The 21,685-nt window shown below is 38.3% G+C and carries 20 protein-coding genes; 6 read left to right on the top strand and 14 right to left on the bottom strand.

The features are described from left to right. Nucleotides 1–43: 43 nt before the first annotated feature. Nucleotides 44–886: an S-formylglutathione hydrolase gene (gene fghA / locus I6E72_RS01280; protein WP_121954832.1), complete on the top strand. Its 843-nt coding sequence runs from the start codon at nt 44–46 to the stop codon at nt 884–886. Here the strand turns inward: fghA and I6E72_RS01275 are convergent. Beyond that, the gene (locus tag I6E72_RS01275) at nt 840–1,178 is read right to left on the bottom strand and encodes a hypothetical protein (RefSeq protein WP_101217303.1); all 339 of its coding nucleotides are present in this window, start codon (nt 1,176–1,178) and stop codon (nt 840–842) included. The two genes, fghA and I6E72_RS01275, sit on opposite strands and share 47 nt — an antisense overlap. Before the next feature lie 72 nt (nt 1,179–1,250). Then, on the bottom strand, nt 1,251–2,768 hold the full coding sequence (locus I6E72_RS01270; RefSeq protein WP_331459198.1) for a BCCT family transporter: 1,518 nt from the start codon (nt 2,766–2,768) through the stop codon (nt 1,251–1,253). A gap of 213 nt (nt 2,769–2,981) precedes the next feature. On the opposite strand from I6E72_RS01270, the gene I6E72_RS01265 reads away from it, so the two are divergent. Next, on the top strand, nt 2,982–3,398 hold the full coding sequence (locus I6E72_RS01265) for an MgtC/SapB family protein (RefSeq protein WP_024590122.1): 417 nt from the start codon (nt 2,982–2,984) through the stop codon (nt 3,396–3,398). Nucleotides 3,399–3,505: 107 nt separating this feature from the next. On the opposite strand, the gene I6E72_RS01260 is transcribed toward I6E72_RS01265, so the two are convergent. Both I6E72_RS01260 and I6E72_RS01255 read right to left on the bottom strand, forming a co-directional pair. Further along, nucleotides 3,506–4,531 (bottom strand): energy transducer TonB, encoded by a 1,026-nt coding sequence (locus I6E72_RS01260; RefSeq protein WP_024607092.1) that lies wholly within the window; start codon nt 4,529–4,531, stop codon nt 3,506–3,508. Nucleotides 4,532–4,712: 181 nt separating this feature from the next. Beyond that, nucleotides 4,713–6,620: a beta-ketoacyl synthase gene (locus I6E72_RS01255; RefSeq protein WP_197110834.1), complete on the bottom strand. Its 1,908-nt coding sequence runs from the start codon at nt 6,618–6,620 to the stop codon at nt 4,713–4,715. Nucleotides 6,621–6,745: 125 nt separating this feature from the next. On the opposite strand from I6E72_RS01255, the gene I6E72_RS01250 reads away from it, so the two are divergent. Then, complete coding sequence (locus I6E72_RS01250) at nt 6,746–7,756, top strand: GlxA family transcriptional regulator (RefSeq protein WP_197110833.1); 1,011 nt, start codon at nt 6,746–6,748, stop codon at nt 7,754–7,756. A 54-nt stretch (nt 7,757–7,810) separates the two neighbouring features. Here I6E72_RS01250 and I6E72_RS01245 read toward each other — a convergent pair whose 3' ends face one another. The 3 genes from I6E72_RS01245 to I6E72_RS01235 are packed head-to-tail and all read right to left on the bottom strand — an operon-like array spanning nt 7,811 to nt 10,843. Further along, a complete protein-coding gene (locus I6E72_RS01245; protein ID WP_007582656.1) occupies nt 7,811–8,323 on the bottom strand; it encodes an MgtC/SapB family protein in 513 nt (170 codons plus the stop codon). An 8-nt stretch (nt 8,324–8,331) separates the two neighbouring features. Beyond that, entirely contained in the window at nt 8,332–9,444 is a 1,113-nt protein-coding gene (locus tag I6E72_RS01240) for a GNAT family N-acetyltransferase/peptidase C39 family protein (protein WP_197110832.1), read from the bottom strand. 4 nt (nt 9,445–9,448) lie between these two features. Then, a complete protein-coding gene (locus I6E72_RS01235) occupies nt 9,449–10,843 on the bottom strand; it encodes a RimK family protein (protein ID WP_197110831.1) in 1,395 nt (464 codons plus the stop codon). Nucleotides 10,844–11,136: 293 nt separating this feature from the next. Between I6E72_RS01235 and I6E72_RS01230 the strand changes: the two genes are divergently transcribed. Further along, nucleotides 11,137–11,475, top strand: a complete 339-nt coding sequence (locus tag I6E72_RS01230; RefSeq protein WP_101217298.1) for a zinc ribbon domain-containing protein YjdM — start codon at nt 11,137–11,139, stop codon at nt 11,473–11,475. Nucleotides 11,476–11,746: 271 nt separating this feature from the next. Here the strand turns inward: I6E72_RS01230 and I6E72_RS01225 are convergent, their stop codons facing one another. The 7 genes from I6E72_RS01225 to I6E72_RS01195 form a co-directional block, all read right to left on the bottom strand. After that, on the bottom strand, nt 11,747–11,956 hold the full coding sequence (locus I6E72_RS01225) for a zinc ribbon domain-containing protein (protein ID WP_197110830.1): 210 nt from the start codon (nt 11,954–11,956) through the stop codon (nt 11,747–11,749). Between the two features lie 197 nt (nt 11,957–12,153). Beyond that, nucleotides 12,154–12,471, bottom strand: a complete 318-nt coding sequence (locus tag I6E72_RS01220; RefSeq protein ID WP_024592928.1) for a type II toxin-antitoxin system RelE/ParE family toxin — start codon at nt 12,469–12,471, stop codon at nt 12,154–12,156. Then, nucleotides 12,459–12,716 carry a type II toxin-antitoxin system Phd/YefM family antitoxin gene (locus I6E72_RS01215; RefSeq protein ID WP_010555056.1) on the bottom strand — a complete coding sequence of 86 codons (258 nt, stop codon included), beginning with the start codon at nt 12,714–12,716 and terminating at the stop codon, nt 12,459–12,461. The genes I6E72_RS01220 and I6E72_RS01215 overlap by 13 nt, the downstream gene beginning before the upstream one ends. Before the next feature lie 323 nt (nt 12,717–13,039). Continuing rightward, nucleotides 13,040–13,516, bottom strand: a complete 477-nt coding sequence (locus tag I6E72_RS01210) for a GreA/GreB family elongation factor (protein WP_197110829.1) — start codon at nt 13,514–13,516, stop codon at nt 13,040–13,042. Nucleotides 13,517–13,697: 181 nt separating this feature from the next. Further along, nucleotides 13,698–14,642, bottom strand: coding sequence for a protein translocase subunit SecF (secF, locus tag I6E72_RS01205; RefSeq protein ID WP_197110828.1), 945 nt, complete (start codon nt 14,640–14,642; stop codon nt 13,698–13,700). Next, a complete protein-coding gene (secD, locus tag I6E72_RS01200) occupies nt 14,635–16,473 on the bottom strand; it encodes a protein translocase subunit SecD (RefSeq protein WP_197110827.1) in 1,839 nt (612 codons plus the stop codon). The genes secF and secD overlap by 8 nt, the downstream gene beginning before the upstream one ends. Before the next feature lie 108 nt (nt 16,474–16,581). Next, the gene (locus I6E72_RS01195) at nt 16,582–17,043 is read right to left on the bottom strand and encodes a hypothetical protein (protein WP_197110826.1); all 462 of its coding nucleotides are present in this window, start codon (nt 17,041–17,043) and stop codon (nt 16,582–16,584) included. Nucleotides 17,044–17,514: 471 nt separating this feature from the next. Between I6E72_RS01195 and I6E72_RS01190 the strand changes: the two genes are divergently transcribed. Next, a complete protein-coding gene (locus I6E72_RS01190) occupies nt 17,515–19,578 on the top strand; it encodes an HAD family hydrolase (protein ID WP_197110825.1) in 2,064 nt (687 codons plus the stop codon). Nucleotides 19,579–19,713: 135 nt separating this feature from the next. Beyond that, on the top strand, nt 19,714–21,492 hold the full coding sequence (locus I6E72_RS01185) for an ABCB family ABC transporter ATP-binding protein/permease (protein ID WP_197110824.1): 1,779 nt from the start codon (nt 19,714–19,716) through the stop codon (nt 21,490–21,492). The last annotated feature ends 193 nt before the right edge of the window (nt 21,493–21,685 follow it).

The following is a 21,685-nucleotide window of genomic DNA, read 5'->3' as shown; positions in this document are numbered from 1 at the left end:
TAAGCCGTAATACTTTTAAGTTTACGGCTTTTAAGGATTAAGTATGTTAGAAAATATCTCAAGTGTAAAAGTGTCTGGCGGTTGGCATAAACAATATACTCACAGCTCGCAAAGTACACATAGCACTATGCGCTTTGCCGTATTTTTACCACCTGGCGCAAGTGAGACAAACAAAGTACCGGTACTTTATTGGCTATCAGGTTTAACCTGTACAGACGAAAATTTTATGCAAAAAGCCGGCGCATTTAAAAAAGCAGCTGAGCTGGGTATTGCTATTGTAGCGCCTGACACTAGCCCGCGCGGCGAAAACGTCCCCAATGAAGACAGCTACGACTTTGCACAAGGCGCAGGCTTTTACGTAAATGCCACGCAAGCTCCTTACAACACTCATTTTAATATGTACGATTATGTTGTTAGTGAATTACCAGCACTTATTGAACAACATTTTCCGATTACAAGCACAAAAGCAATTAGTGGTCACTCTATGGGCGGGCACGGTGCATTAATGGTTGCACTTAAAAACCCGACTGCGTTTGTAAGTGCCTCGGCTTTTAGCCCTATTGTAAATCCGATTGAATGCCCTTGGGGTGTAAAAGCATTTACTGGCTATTTAGGAAATGATAAGGCGCTTTGGGCACAATATGATAGCTGCGAGTTGATGAAAAACGCAGAGCAAGCTCATTACTTACCCATGTTAGTGAGTCAAGGTGATGCTGATGGCTTTTTACAAGAGCAACTTAAGCCAGAAAACTTAGTCGCTATTGCTGATAAAAAAGGCTACCCGCTTACACTTGAAATGCAAGCAGGCTACGATCATAGCTACTTTTTTATAAGCAGCTTTATTGACCAACACTTATTATTTCATCATCAGTTTTTAACTGCATAGGCTCATTAGTGTGTAGGGATGACTTTTCTAACTCTACACACTCTTTCAATACTTTACTCACTTGCCTGCATACTTGTACCGTATTGTTATTGCCCTTACCTTTAATAAATTCAACTATAGCCATATCGGCTTCAACACCGAGTTTAGTAAAGCTAAAGCCCTCTTTATCTTTTACAACAGGCCCCGCATTTACTGAGCCAGGTTGAGAGCGCGCTGCCCCATCTAAAATTATACCCGCAGCAGCGCAACCAATTAATACATTTGAAAATAGAATAATCAATAAAGTTCGCATTATTAACCCCACCAATATAATTACCTAAATTATATACAATTTTAAAAATAGCATTGTAAAAAAATGTAAGCCTTAGTGATTAAATTCACGTATGAACTCTTTAATAAAACCAATTAATTGCAATATAAATATAATTAAAAAAGGAAGCGCTCCAATAATAGCAACGCTTCTGTTTAATGGTTCATTGTTTTGTACTAACAAAACAAAAGCGCATAAACCTAGTGCAAACGACCAAGCATACAAGCTCCATGTTTGAGCTTCACTTGCACCACTTAATTGGCGAATAACCAAAACAGCAGAGTCTGCTGATGTGGCTACAAAAATGAGTAGAAGCAATAAACTTGACCAAATTAATAGACCGCCTTGCCAGCCTAATTGCTCGAAAAATACAAACAGCCCTTGCGTATAATCGGCTTTAATAGCCTCTAAAATGCCTGCATTGTGAGTTTGATCCCACGCAATTGCAGAGCCCGAAAACACACTAAACCATATAATAGTCACAAAGGTTGGTACAAATACGACACCTAATATGTATTGCCAAACCGGCCGTCCTTGGCTAATTTTTGCCAAAAACACACCAACAAACGGACCCCAAGCTAACCACCAAAAATAGTAATTGTATGTCCAACCTGTTGCCCATGCTGGGTCATTAAGTACGCTTTCAAACTGCCATGTACCTGTGGTTATGAGCTGAATGTAATCCCATGTACCGCCTATTGCTATATCTATAATTGGCTGTATAGGCACAAAAATTAATAGCCATGCTATAAGTGCAAATGCTAAAAACACATTAAATTTACTAAGAGTTTGAATTCCTTTTTTAAGCCCCAACTTTGCAGAAATAGTATAAAGCAGCGCAATTAAAAAAATAATAATAAACCCCGAAAATAAAGCCGATTCAACCCCTAGCTCAAGCTCGAGCCCTTTACGCAGTAATAAAGTTGAATTAGCAATTGTGCCCACGACACCAAAAAATATTGCAAGTATGGCAATTAATTTAATGCTAAAGCTCAACTGTAACTGCCAAGCCCGATTAATAACGCCTTTAGTTGCACTGATCACAGGAGCACTAATATCGCCCGCTTTACCACTATTGCGAGTAAGCCCACCTAATACCAAGCCAAATACTGCATAGAGCGCCCATGCATGCGCGCCCCAATTAACTAAGGTAAGTGCCAAACCACTTGTTTGATTGTTAGGATACAAGCTTTGCTTTAAAGGTGAGTTAACCGTGTGTAGTGCAGGCTCTGCTACTCCCCAAAATATAAGTCCTGAGCCCATTCCTGCTGCAAACAACATAGAAAGCCAACCAAAGGTACTAAACTCAACAAGTGCTTGCGCTCCTCCTATTTTTCGTTGCCCTAATGGGCTTATAGCAATAGCTATCACAGAAAAAAGTAACAAGTTTACCAATATAAAAAATGGCGACCCTAAATAACCTAAAATTTTATTAATAGCGGGTTGTAAGTGCTCTGTGAGTAGTTCAGGAAGTAAAAAAGCAATAACAGATAACCCAACGCAAAATAGTAAGGCTGTTTTTTCAAGCTTAGTGGGTGTGCTTAATGTTTTATTTAAAGGCAAGAGATTCACATAGGTGTCTTTTAGTCTGGATAAAAGAATACGGGGCTTTAAAACTCAGATCAAATTAACTATTGCGTAAAATAGTAATAAAAACATGTAAAAGTTTCCTCAATAATTCTTGTTAAATACAGGTATTAACAATAACTCATTGATTAATAGTCATTTATGCCATGGCTTGCTGTTTGCTTATTATTAACAAAGTTAACCAGCACAGGCTCAATAATGGAAATTGATTTACAGTGGAATGAAATCATCGATAACTTAATACACTTAGGTATTGCATACCTACTTGCACTACCCATGGCTTACGACAGAGAGCGAAGTAATGATGGCGCAGGCCTTCGTACCTTTCCTCTTGTTGCTGTTGCATCGTGTGGGTATGCATTAATTGCTATGTCGGTTTTAGATGGCGCAGAAGCTCAATCAAAAATGTTGCAAGGCATCATTACTGGTATTGGTTTTATTGGCGGTGGCGCAATTTTGAAAAATAACAAATCAACCTCCGGCACAGCAACCGCAGCCAGTATTTGGAATATGGGCTTAATTGGTATAGCTGTAGCCTACAGCCGTTACGAAATAGCCATTTTACTTGCCATTATTAATTTTATAACGCTTAGGTATGTAAAAAAGTTTAAGTAACAGTTTTTTTAATAAGTATTGCAGCAAAATTCCAATGCATTATTTGAATAGCCAAAACTTATTAATGCAATAACTCCCCATAATTTATATGTGGGGAGTTACAATTTTTATAAAAAGCTTTCACCGCTTTGCTTAAGTGTAATTGTTTGTGCTTGAGCGCTTTTTATTAATAATCCACAACGCAAATCATTTTTCGAAATAACAATTTTATCAATTGTATTAGTGTCATAGTCAACGACTTTGTTTTCGCATCTAAGTTGCACTTTGCTCAGTGGTAATTCTGATTCTAATTTAACTTCAGACTTCGACATCATAGGCATTACAGCTTGTTCTGAAGCTAAACTAAATTGTTGCTTAATATCTCCCGAGTTTTTATAAATATCGTTCACTTGAGTTAACAACTGTTCCTTGTTTTGCTCTGTAAAGGTTATGGATTCAATATTGCCTAGTGCATCTATTGCATCATAAGCACGTACATAATCTTGTTTTGATATAAACCACTGTAAAGCGTTTTTAATCACACGTTTTTGAATTTGATCTGGTAGATTATCTCTAAATAAAAACGCTTCGTAGATATGCTGATCAAAGCTCTTCCAATCTTGCACAAAATAACTGTGCTGGCTTTTAAGCCATGCAAGCAAAACAATCTCAACCGTATTTTTTGTATGTTCATTTTCTAATTCATCGATACGGCTTTTAGCTTCATCGTATTTCTTTTCGTCGATTAATTTACTAGCTTGCTCATAATCATTAAAAAAGCCGCGAGACGCTTTATCGTTTGAAAAATTAATATGCAAATTTTGCGAACTTACAGTAATGGTTTTTGCTACAGGTATAGTCTCACCATTTAATTTTGCACTTTTGTAGTTGAGCTTAGACACGTAATCCATTACTTCTCTTTGGTACTTTTTTTGCCCAACCGTAGCTACAATTTCTATATCACTAACCTGCCCGCTTTTATCAACCACGTAACTGCTCAAATTAATCCCCTCTAACCTCGAAGCGCGCGAGGAAGTATTAGTGAGCTGATCGTAGTTTTTATTAATCACTTCTGCAGGAACAAAGTCATCTGCAAAAACAGAGAGTTGAGTAAAAGTACAAGTTAAAGAAAGCGCTAATATGAGTTTTTTCATCAGTTTTATCCATCCTAGATAGTGTTTATATAATAGAAACAAACGATCAACATAAAAGCAAGTGTAAATACAAAAAATTAGTTCATTTAATGAGCTTCACTTAGAAAAAACTTAATAGATAAATATATTTGAGGCATTAAAAAAGGCGCTTAAAAAGCGCCTTGCTAACAAGTATGTGTGCTTAAAACATATCTTGATAGGAATTTGTTGTGCTAAACGTAATTGCTTTTTCAAAGCCAGGTAACTGAATACTTTGCTCGTCTATTACAATGTCGTTGTCGTCAATAAGTCCGTCGCCAAAGCGGTAAATAAGCTCATATTGGCCTAAATCAGCTTGAGCTTGATACATTTGTTGCGCGGCTTTAATTGCCATGTTTTTCTGCGCGTAACTACTCATAACTTCATCGCCATGGCGCTTAGCGAGCATTTGCATTGTTACTTTTGGTGAAAGTACGGTAGCTGTTGCATTGTTACCGCCAAAGCCTTTTGAATTTATAAAAGCAATATCCATATCGGCGCATTCGTAATGGCTATTACGAATATCAAGATGATCGGTATAAACATCATCAGCCACTTTATCAATTGTGGTAATACCCGGCATAATATTATGGCTAAATACACCTAGAGCTATCGCTAATTGGTCGCCACTTGCAGGAGCTATAGTATGACCAACATAGGCTTTTGGCGCTGTCACTTTCCAATTATCAATAGCGAACGTTTGTGCCACTTTGTGATATATCAGCGACTCTGTTACGCGGTTTAACGGTGTACTTGAGCCATGCGCTAAAATAAAGCTACGTTCTTGCAAGGCTTCTTTGCCTAAAAGGCTTGTTGCTAAAGCAGCCGATTTAGCCATGGTAATATAGTTACCAGGACCAGGTGACGTAATTGATTTTTTTATGCCATCTGCATTTACAAATACATCCGGTACGCAGCCCATAATGTCAGCGCCTAATTCAAGGGCTAAGGCATCGTCCATTAAAATAGCAACTTGTGCGCCTTCACCTAATGTAAAGCCGCAGTTGTCGCCAAATGGTCGGCTACTTTTACGATAATCTGGTTCTTCATCACTTGATAAGTTATCTAAACGACGCAAACCTTCAACATTTGCAAGTGCGCTCATGTTACCAAAGCCTTCAATCACTTCTGGTGTAATAGCACACTCAACACTTGCGACAACCGCAACGCGTGTACGCCCTGCCTGTATGTCGTTAACCGCTGCACGTAAGTTGTATAAAAACGTAGCACAGGCGCCCGAGGTCGAAAACGTAGTCCCTACATTGCCCGTAACATAGGCGTTAATAAAGTCGGTCGACATTGTATTTAAACCCAGTGCTAACTGCTTAGTACTAACACGGTCGCCTTGTTGGCGCGCCTTTACTAAACCGCCTAGGCCTTTGTCGTCCATTTGGCCAATTACCGACGCTGAATAGGTACCAATTTTATCTGGCTCTACGCTATTCATAATATGCTGCCAATCAAGCCCTGTTGATTTAATAGCATCGGTAGCTGCAAAAATAGTAGCTTGCAAACCACGAGGCTGATAGCGGCTGTTATACATAACAGACGGATCAAACCCAGTCGGAAATTGCCCTGCAGATTTAATCGGGTTATCACGTGTTGAGTCATGCTTAACATTTAAGTCGGCTGCAATAGTTACTTTTACTTTTTTGCCTTCAAGTTCTTCAACTTGCCAGCTAGCTGGAACAGGTGTAGGTAAGTCGCGAGCGCGCGTTTCAAACACAATTGCGTTATCGCTTGATGCGTTTAGCGTCATTTTTTGCTGCCACGGTGTGGCATCGGCATCAAAGTGTTCTTTTTCAATTTTACGAATAAGCGTACCAGCAATAATTTGCTCACCAAAGCGTGCTTCTATGTCGCTTTGCTCAACATTATTACCTTGTGTATCTTGTAATTGGCCGTTTACAACGCTTACTAGATTCATCAGTGTGGCGAGGCCTAAAAATGTTTCACTGCGATCTTGAGCATTTAAACTATCTAACACGATACGGCGATAACCTTGATGAAAAGAAGTACGGCCAGCGGCGTTAATGCCACCCATGCCTACTATAACGGGTAATGCAGTCATAATTTACCTTTAAAAACGTGTTATTAGAAGAAGAGGCAGTTTAAATGGATTATGCACTATGCATTGTGCTTTAATAGCCAAATATTCAGCACAAAAGGCCAAAAGGCACTGGTCGGAGCATTTATATGACTGAAAAAAACACTAATCCACCACTAAACATTGCTATAGCGGTATATCCGCATTTATTAGTGACTAGTTTAACGCTGCCTATTGAGATGTTAAGGGCCGGCGAGGCCTTTGCTAAAGGCCATCTTGATAAGCAAAGCTTTAGACCGCTTGCTATAAATTTAGTGGCTAAAAATGCTGAATTTATACCCACTCGCGCAGGCCTTGCGATAATTCCTGATTGCATAACAACTAACGCCCCCTACAGTGATTTAATTATAGTGCCCGGAATTTGGCGAAACCCGCGCCCTGTAGTGCGTACAAATCAAGGCGTAGTTGATTGGCTAAGCGAGAGCTTTAGCGCAGGCAGCCATATAATTGGTGTAGGCACTGGCAACTGCTTAGTAGCTGAGGCTGGCTTACTTGATGGGCACCCTGCTACCACCCATTGGCACTACGCCAATCAATTTAGCCACGACTACCCGTTAGTGCGTTTAAAACCCGACTTTTTTATAACTCAGTCAGAGCGCATGTATACGGTAGCCAGTCTTAATGCCCTTGCAGATGTGATCGTACATATTATTAGTCAGTACTATGGAAAAGCCGCCGCTCAACATGTAGAGCGTAATTTTTCGCACGAAATACGCAAACCCTACGAAGATCAACGCTATCTCGAGGGTGCAGTTGACCGTCACCCCGACGAGCTAATTGCACAAATTCAATTTTGGCTAAAAAACAATTTAGCTACCGAGTTAAACCTGCAAGAAGTCGCTGCCCAATTTAGCTTGAGCTACCGTACTTTTACCCGCCGTTTTAGAGCGGCAACGAACCAAAGCCCTATTGAGTATTGGCAACAATTACGCGTAGAAGGTGCGAAGGAGTTATTAGCATCATCAAATTTATCAATTCAAGAAGTGGCTTTAGAAGTGGGATATAACGACCAAGGTCATTTAACACGCGTGTTTAAAAAAGTATTAAGCCAAACACCCAGTGGCTACAGAAAAGTAGTTAGGAGAAAGTTATTTGGCTAATTATAGTACTTGTTCGAGTAGTACTAATTTCAATAGCACTAAAAAACGCCACTTTTAGTGGCGTTCTGTGTCGTTAAATTCCTTTCGATAATAGCGCTTTTGATAGTTTTTTACTTTAGTGTGTACACCTTTACTTAAGCTTTTAAATTTAGCCTCAAGTACGTCTACACCATATAAAATACCCACCACCAGCACCGAAAGTTTTATTGCAGCGCCAAGGTTTTCGGTCGCTATCATAACGCCTATTGATGCAAGCACCCAGATGGTTGCAGCAGAGGTTACACCAACTACCGCACCATCTTTTGCGAGCATAACACCAGCCCCTAAAAAGCCAATACCTGTAATTATTTGCCCAACTACACGAGAATGATCTATCACATCCCCTTGTAAATTAAACGCAGTGGATAAAAACAAATATGTACCCAAGGTTATTAGGGCTGATGTACGAATACCGACAGGTTTGCCGCGCAATTGGCGCTCTATACCAATAATGGCACCGCAAAAAGCCGCCGTACCAATAGCTGCCCACGAATACGGGGCTACATCAATTAAATCTAAAAAAGTCACTGTTAACCTTATATTTTATTAGCTATAGCCACCGCCGTTCTTAAACGTTGGCTACCAAACGCTGACATTTTACTAAAATCACTTCGTGCAATAGGTACATACTGGCAATCTATTGCGAGCTGTTTATCGTTACCGGGCTCACAAAACGGATCGTGAACATACACGCAATGCTCATCAAGGTGCGTAACACACACCCAATGTGGTGATTTTTTACCATCAAAACTATATGTGCTAATTAATAACAGCACACTAAAGCCTTTACTTAACCACTGCTCAATATGCTCAAGCTCTACATCTTTATGTGTAAGCGGTATATTTGCTTGTGCAATACCATCTACAAATTGTTGATGCACGGTGGCAAGTACCACTTTTTTGTTTTCGTTGCGTACGCCATCTAAAAACAAAGGCTCGGTGGTATTAACCATTACTTCGCTTTTAAAACCACGCTTATGAGCGGCAAGTGCCAAACCAAACGGATGGCAACCACCATGACCCGATGTCATAAAAATGGTGGTACCTTCACGCCAAAGTGCTAGCTCATGTGATTGGCTAAGCTCAGTAGTTGGCTCAAGTGCCCCCATTGCCATTAATAGTGCAGCAGGTCCGCACGTAAACTCGGTAGTTTGCTGATACCACGGCGTTAAACACGCCACTTTTAACTCACTTGTTTGTCGAATGTTTTTTTGCATTCGTAATGCGTCACTGTGGTCATCGTAATAATCGCTGTATTGACCAAATACCCGGTAACCTAAACTTGTATAAAGCCCAATCGCGCTTTCGTTATTTACAGCCACTTCTAAGCGTAAGTACAGCCGAGCGCGCTCATACGTTTCTTTTTCAAGGCTAATAAGCAGTGCTTTTGCAATACCTTTACCTTGCATTGTGGGTTTTACAGCAAGCGAATATAAACGCGCTAAACGAGTCCCTTTATGGCACCACACTAGCCCATAGCCGCATATTTGCTCGCCATTTTCTGCAACGAGTAAAATACCATGCTTAGCACTTAGCCAGCGCTTTAAACTGCGCGGGCTCAATTTATCATTATTAAAGCAGGCATTTTCAACGTCAATCAGTGCATTTAAATCACTGCTAAGCGCTTTTCGAATAACAAGGTTGCTCATGTTATTACCCACGGCCTCGTGCTTCTAAGCGTTGTTTAAATTCATCCATAATGATCATGTATAGCTCGTCACCTAAATAGCCGTCTTCTACTTTGTGATCAATACTTGGGTTGTCGTTTACTTCAAGCACGTATGCTTTGCCTTGATGCTCTTTAACATCTACGCCATATAAACCCCTACCCACTGTTTTACATGCTTTTAAAGCTGCATCTAATACCGCTTTTGGTAATTCAAAGGTTGGCAATGTTTCAAAGCCACCAGAAAAAAACCGTTTAGCATCGTGGTTATAAATTTGCCAATGGTTACGTGCCATTAAATAACGACATGCATAAATTGCACGACCATTTAACACACCCACTCGCCAATCGTATTCGGTATACATGTACTCTTGTGCAAGCACTAACGCGCTAAACTCAAACAGCTCTGTAAGCTTAGCTTCAAGCTCATCACGATTTGAAACTTTAAACACACCTTTTGAGAACGACCCTTCAGGCATTTTTAAAACAAGCGGATACGTAAACGCTTCTTCTAATTGCTCAAGCGTTTCACTTGATTGATCAGCCACTACAAGCGTTTTTAAACTTGGCACTTTTTGGTAATTAAATGCATCGTGTAAATACACTTTATTACAACAACGTAAAATAGACTCAGCATCGTCAATAACCACTAAACCAAGGCTTTGCGCTTTGCTCGCAAGGCGATACGTTGGATGGTCAATCGCTGTAGTTTGGCGAATAAATAACGCATCAAACTGGGCTATGTTATCAATTTCGTCAAAGCTTAATGCTTGTGCATTAATGCCGTGTTTAGCTGCGGCTTTAATAAAACGTGCAATGGCGTCTTTATCACTCGGCGGTACTTTTTCGTTATGATCAACAAGTATTGCCATGTCCCATCTAAAACGACGTTGTACCGAACTAATACGCCACTGCGTTTTAGTAAAGTTATCTAGCTTGGCTACAAATTCGCTGTACTGTTGCTCGCTTAAAGACGACATCGAGCCTTGTTGTAATAAGCCTTGCTCATCAACAAATAAAATAGGCGCTGGGTATTGTTTAAATACCGACTTTGCTGCTTTTGATTGTAAATCATTTTGGGCATTGCCAAAGTAAAGTGTGCCATCTATTTGGCCCACATTTAACATAGGTGCTTGGCCACTACGAAGAGCATTAATGGTTTTTACACTGGGTAAAACTTGGTGCTTGCGCGCCTCTGCAAGTAACGAGCAATAGTAACCTTTGCTCAAGTATTGGCTTGAGTCGCACAGATTAATAATGCGTGTTTTTGGTTCGTTATGTTTTGGGTAATCACGTAAGTAGGTATTAAACGTAATTACATTTTCGAACGATTGAGCAAGCGTTTGCTCGTTGTTATCAACCACAATTAAGGTTTTAAACACGACTTTTCCTAGTTAAGTCAAAATATAAAAAGCATGCTTAGTAAAATACTAAGCATTATAAATAGAAACACCCATCGTACTAAGTGGGCATTGCGCGAATCACTTAATATGATGGGTGCTTTAACAGGTACCTACTGTACGAGTTAGCGCTTAAATTGCTTAAGCGACATGTGCTTTATATGCCCTTTTTTAAAAACGCACAAACGAGATATTTTTAGCGTGAAGATAAAAAATATTGATTAACTAATAACGCAGATTAAAATACGCAAAACAATACCTTATGAGAGTTAAAAATGTCGCTGCCTGCTTGCCCAAAATGCCAATGTGAATATGTTTACGAGGACCAACAACTGCTTGTTTGCCCCGAGTGCGCCCATGAGTGGAACCCTAATAATACAAGCGATGAACACGCAATTTTAGTTAAAGATGCCAATGGCACTTTGCTAAATGATGGTGACAAAGTGACAGTAGCCAAAGATTTAAAAATTAAAGGCAGCTCGCAAGTAATTAAAATTGGCACCAAAGCGGTAGTTAGAAGAGTGCTTGATAAAAAAGATCACGAACTTGATTGTAAAGTAGATGGCATTGGCGAAATGATGGTAACAGCGAAATTTGTGAAGAAAGCTACCTAAAATTGGATATTTAAAACATAGGATGTTAGATGAAAAATCATAAAAATAAATTCATCCAAGCCTTATGGTCTGTTATTGAAGCCTATTATTAGTGCGTGTAATAGATTTTGTTTAACTGCTATTAGTTGTGTATATCTAAAGGTCCACCTACATTTAATAAGGCGAATTATCGCTTAGGTATATTTAAGCATTTAACCTCCTCACCTTAATGAGGAGGTATCTCTTGAACTGATCAGTTTACATTTCAGTTAAAGTGCTTTTTAAGCTTTGATTACCCAGTAAAGAAATCAAATACGTTACCAAGTGTTGATGATGAACCTTTATAAAATTCAGTAAAACTACATCGACTGCATGTCACAGCGGTGTACTTTTTATTTTGAACATCAAAAATTCTTGACCAAAAGCCACCCGAAACTCTTATTTCACCGGTATCAAATTCGTTATTATTAAACTTAGAGCAAGACCAATTGTTATGTCTCATATTTCAACCTCCATATTATTTATGTACGGTATATTAAACACTTAAGGAATGTGTGTAGCAATTTTTTTAATAAACAAACTATAATTTAGTTCTTATATTGGTTAAGTTGGAATTTTGATAGATGTTTGGATGGCTTTTTAATAATTGCTTTTTATAATAATTAGTATGGGGTCATACTAATTTCATTCAGGGGTTACCTACTTGTTAGCTGTATATTGCGTTAGCAACAAAAATTTTCGTAAGTCTCGTTCTTGTCTCATTACGTGCAAAATATATACTTTATCGTTATCTTTTTTGTAAAATATACGACAAGGATTCACGACCAGTTCAAGATAATTTAGGTTAGCTAACTCAATTGGTTTTTTACCTGATTCAGGAAAGAGTTCGAGACGTTCAACTTTTTCAAATATTTTGGAAACCAATTTTTTCGCTGACTGTAAATTGCTTAATGCGATATATTCAGCGATATCGTTAAGATCATCCAAAGCTGGATTAGTCCAAATTATTTCAGCCATTTATTCATTTTATCTTTAGCTTCAACATTCGACATGGTTTCACCACGACTTATTGCCTGCTCTCCTTTTGCAAGAGACTCAAGAATTTGCATACGCTTTTGCATAAATTCATAATCATCAACATCTACTAAGTATGCAGATGGTTGTCCATGTTCAGTTATCAACACAGGTTCTTTAGAGGAATGAAGTTCAGATAATATCTTCGTTGCTTGACGCTTCAATGTTGTTACTAGTTCTACTCTCATAATAATCCCCAAACAAATGTATCACTATAGTAGCACCGAGTAGCCAACTTGGGAAATACAACTAACGAGGCTGTATAACCACTAAAATCAATTAAAAAGGGAGCACCTAACGTCAACCCTGCTCACTTTTAAACTATTAGGTACTTCTCATTATATGCCTTTGTACAAATTGAAATACACACCACGTTACGCTATAAAAACATAGCTATAGGTTGGATAAATGGCGAAGACATGCCATCCGACAATTAATTTATGAATATAAATAAGCGATTATTACGTTGGCATAGTTCTGCCAGCAAAAGCTTCTCTTAAAAACCAAAGCTTTATAAAATCTCTACCACCACATATTCGTGGGCTTTAACTGCAATTGTTAACGTAATTTCATCATCAATCTGTTTATTTAGTAACTGCTTACCCATTGGTGCGCCGGGTGTTACAACAGCAATTGCGTGCTGTTTAACGTTTACTGTTAAACCACCAGCTGCGGGGCCTAAATAAAACCATTTTTGGGCTGCGTTATCATCTTCTAAACACACCAGCGAACCGATAGCTATTTTGTCGGTTGGTTTTTCGTTAAAGGCAGGTTCGAACAATTCTATACTTTTATAGCAATCGTTTACGCGCTGGGCTTGGCCTTGTGCTAAATAAGCGGCTTCGAGCCCTAGGGTATCGTATTTATTTTCGGCTATGTTTTCTTCATGTGTGGCGGTGTCGTGCGCAGTTTTTGCCGCTACTTTTGCTGTTGTAAGCTGCGCTTCTAGCGCAAAGCGAAGATGTTCGATAACGTGGGTTTTATTCATGGGGATTAGTACAATACAGGCTGTAAAAATAAGGCAGCTAGTTTAACATTTTTGCGGGGCTTAAAACCATTGTTTTAAACCCCGCAAGTTTGGTGGGAATACTTGCGGAACTTAAATTTGCATTAAACAAACAAAGGGCCGTTGGTTGGTGCAGCTCTTTGCTTGTGTTTTATTAAAAACCTTATGGCATATCTAATAATGTTTGCGTGTGGGCATCTACTTTAACTTCGTAGTTTTTAGCGCTTAAGCCCAATAGCTCCGGCAAGGTTGCCGCTATACAAATAGACGAGAACGTACCCACTACAATGCCGGTAAATAATGCAATAGCAAAGCCTTGCAGTGGTGCACCTGCAAGCAACCAAACGCTCGCAACCGTTGCAAGTGTGGTACCCGACGTTATTAAGGTACGTGTTAGTGTACTTTTAATCGCATTATTAATAATAGTTGCTGGGCTAAGTATATTGTTTGATTGAACACGTAAAAGCTCGCGCACTCTATCCCCTACTATTATTGAGTCGTTAAGTGAGTAACCAATAATCGCCAGTAAACTTGCCAGCACGGTTAGGTTAAACTCAATTTGTAATAGTGAAAATAACCCAAGTACAAGTATTAAATCGTGCACTAGCGCTACCACAGAGCCGAGTGCTAAGCGCCATTCAAAACGCACTGCAAGGTAAATCATTACCGCAATCATTGCAGCAAACATTGCTAAACAGCCTTGATCAAATAACTCATCGCCCACTTGTGAGCCAATATAAGCTGACGATAATACCTGTGCGTTTATATAATCGTTTTGTGTAACGGCGCTTTGCCAATCAGGGCTATTAGCTGTTGTTGATGTAGTTGATGCACTTGGCGCTTCTCTTAATTGAAAATGACTATTACCTTGCGCGGTTAGCTCAAACTCACCGTTGTGATTTTTAGCAATAAACGATTGAAGCTCTTTTAGCTCAACACTTTGGCTGGTTGTAAACTCAGTTAAATAACCGCCAGTAAAATCTAGGCCAAAATTTAGACCTTTTTGCGTAAGCGTAAATACGGATAGCAGCACTAAAATGGCACTTAAAAGCATACCCATAAAGCGTAAACGTGTGCCCGCCTCACCTTTCAAAAAAGTGTTAAGCATGTGCTTTTTCTCCTACTTTTTTACCCATTTTTAAATACAACGTTTGGCTTAATATTTTTGATACGTACACACCTGTAAATACAGACGTTAAAAGCCCCAGTGCGAGTGTAATGGCAAAACCTTTAACGGGCCCATAGCCTATGCCGTATAAGATAAGTGCGGTGATCATGGTGGTTATATTGGCATCAAATATTGTATTTGCGGCTTGTTTATACCCCTCTTGAATAGCTTGATATGGTGCACGGCCTTGGCGACGTTCTTCTTTAATGCGTTCAAATATTATTACGTTAGTGTCTACCGCCATACCTATGGTTAGCACCAAGCCTGCAATACCCGGCAGCGTTAACACAACCCCTGGTAATAATGACATTAAGCCCACAAGCGACGTTAAATTTAATATAAGTGCTACGTTTGCAATAAGGCCTAAACGGCGATACCAAAGCGCCATAAATGCAAGGGTAATACCCATGCCTAACATAAGCGCGGCTAAGCCATTACTAATATTTTCGCTGCCGAGGCTTGGCCCTATTGTTTGTTCGTGCACAATTGTAACGGGCGCGGTAAGCGAGCCTGCACGTAATAGCAATGCTAGGTCGGCTGCAGCTTGTTGGCTTTTCATATTGGTAATACTAAAACGAGAACTTAAATGCTGAGCAATATTGGCTACGTTAATAACTTCGCTTTTTTTAACTACTTCGCCTTTAGCGTTTTGAGAATACTCAGAGTAAACCGTCGCCATTGGCTTACCAATATTGGCTTTTGAAAACGCCGACATTGCATCGCCGCCTTGGCCGTCTAGGCTCAGTTGTACAAGTGGTTTACCCCAATCGTCGCGGCCTATGTTTGCATTATTAATATGGTCCCCTGTAAAAATTGGCACAGGATCGAGCTTTATGGTTCCGCCCGATTGCATATTAAATGTTTGCCCGCCAATTTCTTTTAATTGATAAAAACCAAGCGATGCTGTTGCACCAATAATACGTTTTGCTTCGGTTGGATCTTGCACGCCTGGTAGCTCTATACGAATGCGGTGCTTTCCTTGGCGCTGTGTTACCGCTTCGGTAATGCCTAACTCTTCAATACGTGAACGAAGGGTTGTGAGTGTTTGCCCCATTACTTCTTTATCAAAGCTGCTGCGGCCTTGCTCTGAATAACTAAATTTGGCAGTTTTAACGCTGCCGTTATTGCTTGTTACAACGGCTAAATTAGCAAATCGGCTTTGTAGCTCTTCAATAACGGGGGTTAACTTGTCGGTTGAATTAGGCAATGCGTTTATTTCAAACCCGTGCTGAGTTTGCTGCGCTTTTACGCCATGTGCTTTTTGCTTAATGATGATTGATTTAGCTTGTTGATACGCACTGACTAATTGCTCATCAACGGCTTTATCTAAATCTACGTCTAGTACAAATAGCACACCGCCATTTAAATCAAGGCCCAGCTTTATTGGTGATAAACCAAAATCTTGTAACCATGTTGGGCTGGTTGCATGCTCAACAATTTTAACTTGCGTGTTTGGATATTGCGCTTTTATAGCCGCTTGCGCCTGAGCGCTTTTAGTTGGCTCGTTTAAAAGTATATTAATAGTGGATTGCTTATCTAAACCCTGCTCAACCTCTAGCCCTTGTTTATTTAAAAAAGTAACTAGCGTTTTAGTGCTCGGTAAAGATTGCGTTTCGCTGTGCGGAGCAGCACTGATGTGCAACCACGATTTATTTGGGTATAAATTTGGTAATGCGCTGATAGCTAATAAAACCAATACTATTAGCATGGCTATATAGCTTAATTTGAACTTAGCCGTAGACGGCTTTTTATCTTTTTTAAAACTTAACATGTTGAATCCTTATTGCCAGCAAAGCTAGCAACGTACTTTTTAAAAGCACAATTAATCTGCAGGCTAAAACTTTAAAAGTTAAAACCTAATAAAATTAAATAAGGAAAATTAAGCGTGGTAGGTAGTTACAGCTTTGTAGAGTAAATTAACGTCTTTCCAGCCACTCAAACGCGACTTTTTACTATTAGTTACAAACGTATACCAAGGCTGTATAGGATTAATCGCTCTTGGTCGTAAGAATATATGCCTAACAAGATTTTGAGCAAAAAATTCAAAAACCACATCGTATTCTGGCTCACTTTGAACAGTGTGCAAAAACAATGATGAATTATTGGCTGTTAACCTTGGTTGGTGCGCGTCAAAATCGGTTTGATGCGTTTTTTTATGCTGCGAAGTATCTACAGACTTACTAATAGGCTGTATTTTAGTTAAATCGGCAATATCAGTAAGCGAAACCTGCGTACTAATATTGATATTTAAATTTTGTGAGGCGCCCATAGCATTGCTCTGCACACTAAAAAGTGCAGCAAGTAGCAAAAAGGCAGTTAAAAACACTCTAAATTTAAACATTCACGTTTTAAAACTAAAATAATGGATGCGTAGTATATAAGGGCTAGTATTTTAAATACAATAGCCTGCTATGTATTTAGTTTAACTTTCCCCATAGCTTTACTTTCGCCTCAGAGCGCTAAAGTTACTTGAGATCGAGCGAATTATTTAAATTTTCTTTTGAAAATCTAATTTACAAAATATGTTACGTTTAAATCTACTACTTCGGCAACATACCTTCCCCTTACCCAATGAAAATTGAGTAATTATTTAGGCTTACCCACCATCTAATATTTGCAGTTTTATTATTCATTTAACATTCATTTAGTGGTTTTTTTTGGTAAAATAACAGGTAACCTATGATGCTTCGTACTATTAAATGCGTAAGTTGCAGCGGATATACGAAATTAGTATAATTAAATGTAAACAAATAGCTAAATTTTGATTTTCTTAATTATGTTATGGATAGTAAATAAGGCAGGGAAAGTCATTATGAAAAAAAACATATTTAGTAAAATTGTCGCAAAATTTTACAATAAAAGCTTAAAGCTAATAAATACCCTAAGTAATGACACTGACCTAAAAAAGCTAATAAACAACAGTGAAATAGTCTCTTTCGATATTTTCGATACAGTGATCCTCAGAAAAGTCCTCGAACCAGCTGATATTTTTACAATAGTTGAAAATTTATATAATGATGAACATAAAAAGTTAGACATAGATTTTAAAAGTATCCGAAGTAAAGCAGAACCAGAAGCGACAAAGATACTAACTGAGCTGAATGGTACTCAATCCATAGGTTTGGATGAAATATATGCACACATACAAAAAACACAAGATCTAGATAGCAAAACAATAAATACATTGAAAGCGCTAGAAATCGAAATAGAATTAAAATTTTGTGTTAAAAATGAATATATGCACTCTTTTTATCAATACTGTATTGATAGTGATAAAAAGGTAATTTTCACCTCAGACATGTACTTACCAGAATATGTGATAAAAAAAATTCTTTACGATAATGGTTATACAAAATTCCATCAATTATTTTTATCCTCTGTAATTCGTAAATCAAAGTCTAAAGGTGGATTATATCCACATATACTTAAAGAACTATCCTGTAAACCATCTAAGCTTTTACATATTGGCGATTATTACTTCGCCGATGTAATTAACGCGATGAAAGAAGGCATCAAACCTTATTATTACAAAAAAACCAGTGAATTTGCGCTTAGCCATCATTCATTTAAAAGATTAAGGCAGCTATACCCTTCAAAACTCTCTATAGAAGAATCTATTTATTTTGCGACTATCATCAACAAAACGTTTACCCAAAGAAATAATAACAATGAAAATATTTGGTACGACTTCGGTTATGTTTATTGTGGAATAATATATTTTGGCTTAACTCGCTGGCTTACTAGTCAGGTAATACATCAAGAAATAGAACATATATTTTTCCTTGCGCGCGACGGCTATATAATGCATAAAGTGTATAGCCTTATGAATCAAGGAATTAAAACCCCTGTTAGTAAATATATGTATGCATCAAGGCGAGCTATAAACATCCCCACTATATACAATGGCATCGATGAATATTCGATAAAGGTACTTTGTCATTTTGTTCCTAATTTGAGCGTCGTAAACTACCTTGATAGAGTTGATATAGAAGCGGAAAAACATATTGAAAAAATAGAAAAAGTAGGCTTTTCTGATCAAAATCATACAATAGAAACAGATAGCGATAAGGATAAATTAGCAAAACTCTTTCATTTATTAGTTGATGATATATGTAGTAATGCAGCGGTCGAAAGAGAGAACCTATTAACTTACCTAGATCAAATTGGGTTTATGGATACCAAAAAAGTCGCGATTGTTGACATTGGATGGCAAGGGACAATCCAGAATTCACTGAATAAGCTAATGCTATTAGAAAATAATGAAATAGATATTCATGGTTATTACCTAGGCACATTTCAAACTGCAATGAAGTTTTCTGAAAAAGGGTTTCCGATGTCTGGCTATATGTGTAACTTTTCAGAACCTAAAAATAATTTTCAAGTGTTATCGGAAGGTGTGCATATGCTCGAATTTATTTTTTCGGCACCTCACGGCTCTGTAATTAAATTCGATAAAAAAAATGATGACATAGTAGCTATATTCGAACCTAATGACTTTTCTAATGATAAGCTAAATACAATAAACGAATTTCAAAAAGGGGCTATGGACTTTATTTCTGATTTTATGGCTATTGAGAGGGACTATAAAAAAATAAATATCGCTCCTGAAACAGCTATAAAACCTATATCTCGACTATTAAAAACCCCTACTTATAGCGAATCCGTAAACTTTGGTAATCTAAAACACTCTGAGTATGTCGGAGCAAATAGCCATGAAAGTTATTTTGCTAAAACGTCCGATCCATTAAAAATGTTTCTTAACCCGATTAAGTTTAAGCAAACCTATAGCAAATCATTATGGAAAGCTGGTTTCAGAAAACGTTATATGCGATATATTCTACCGGAAAATATATACTGCTATTTTAGAAAGCATTAAGTTGGTAACTCCATTTTAATGCTTATAAATTAATATTCAAAAAAACTAAAAAATATCTTCCCTTGTTTCAATTTACTGCGTTTACTTAACTTATAAGTGATTTTATCTACCCACATACCAATTCTGAGATACTGAATGCGCCCCAGACAAAGCAGTGAAAAACGACCAGACGCCATGAATTTACGCCAAAGTGTAAAAACACTGTGGCCCTACCTTACAAAATTTAAAGGCCGTGTTTTTGTTGCACTTATGGCGCTTATAGGCGCAAAAGGTGCCACGCTTTTAATGCCTTGGGCACTTAAAGAAATTATAGACTCGGTAGATAAGTCGATTAACCCACTGTTGGTTATTCCCGCTTTATTGTTATTGATGTACGGTGCACTGCGTTTTGCCAGTGTATTTTTAGGTGAGATAAGGGATGCTGTATTTTCTCGTGTAACCGAGCACGCCATGCGTGATATTGGTTTAAAAGTATTTAAGCATTTGCACTCACTTGAGCTGGCTTTTCATTTAGATAGGCAAACCGGTGGCATTAGCCGCGATATAGAACGCGGTACGAGTGGCTTAAGCTTTTTAATGCGCTTTTTAATGTTTAATATTGTGCCTACTTTATTTGAAATACTGACCGTTGCGATTATTTTTGGCACGTTGTTTTCTGTTTGGTTTGCGCTTATTACATTACTGGCAGTTGCTATTTATATTACCTTTACTGTGGTGGTTACTCAGTGGAGAAACCGCTTTATTAGAGAAGCAAATGCTGCCGACAATCAAAGTAATACCCGCGCCATAGACAGCCTACTTAATTATGAAACTGTAAAGTATTTTAATAATGAGCAGTTTGAAGCAAAAACGTACGACACCTTTTTAGCAAACTGGGAAAAAGCCCGTTTAAAAAATAGAATGTCGTTGCTCGCCCTTAACTCAGGCCAAGCACTTATTATTGCTTGTGCTATTACCGCGTTAATGTGGTTGGGCTCAACCGAGGTAGTTGCAGGTACGCTTTCTATTGGTGAACTTGTGATGATTAACGCGTATATGATTCAATTGTTTTTACCGCTTAACTTTTTAGGTTTTGTGTACCGCGAAATAAGACGCGCCCTAACCGACCTTGAAAACATGCTTGGGCTACTTAACAAAAAACCACAAATAACCGATGCACTTAATGCTAAAGAGCTCAATATTAGCCAAGGTGAAATAACATTTAATAATGTAAGTTTTAGTTACGATGCGCATCGCCCTATTCTTAATAACCTTAGCTTTAGCGTTAAAGCTGGCAGTAAGGTAGCTATTGTTGGTGCCAGCGGAGCTGGTAAAAGCTCATTAGCGCGACTGCTTTATCGTTTTTATGATGTAAGCGCTGGTGAAATTAGTATTGATAATCAATCTATAAACTCAGTAACACTAAATAGTTTACGAAAAGCCATTGCTATTGTGCCGCAAGACACTGTGCTGTTTAACACCACAATTCGTGAAAATATCGCTTACGGTAGACCATCAGCAAGCGATGCTGAAATTGACGAAGCCATTGCTATGGCGCATTTAAAAGACTTTATAGAAACACTCGATAAAGGCAATAAAACGCTGGTTGGTGAACGTGGTTTAAAAGTATCTGGCGGCGAAAAACAGCGTATTGCCATTGCACGCGCTATTTTGAAAAAGTCCCCTATTTTAATTTTTGATGAAGCAACATCTGCACTCGACTCTCATTCTGAGCAAGCAATACTTGCTGCAATGCGTGAAGTTGCCAGTAACCATACGAGTATTGTTATTGCACATCGTCTTTCTACTATTACCGATGCAGACACCATTATTGTGCTCAAATCCGGACAAATTATTGAGCAAGGTAAGCACGATGAGTTACTCACACTCGCCGGAGAATATGCCCATATGTGGGAACTACAGCATAAAAAATAAATAGTGTGTAACCCCTCTTAGCTCGGATACTTTTAAGTATTCGAGCTAAATAAAGCTTTTATAGCGCCTATCGACCTTTCTCTTTTCTTCTTTATTAGTTTTATCGAGCACTGTGGTGATTCACCTCAAAAGGTTTGTTTGTATGATTAATATCAATAACAATCGATAAGTTAAATATTCGTAACAATAAAAA

The sequence above is a fragment of the Pseudoalteromonas sp. NSLLW24 genome, from assembly GCF_015864725.1.
In the GTDB taxonomy this organism is placed as follows: Bacteria; Pseudomonadota; Gammaproteobacteria; order Enterobacterales; family Alteromonadaceae; genus Pseudoalteromonas; species Pseudoalteromonas arctica.
This window is presented reverse-complemented; position numbering and strand designations above follow the sequence as displayed.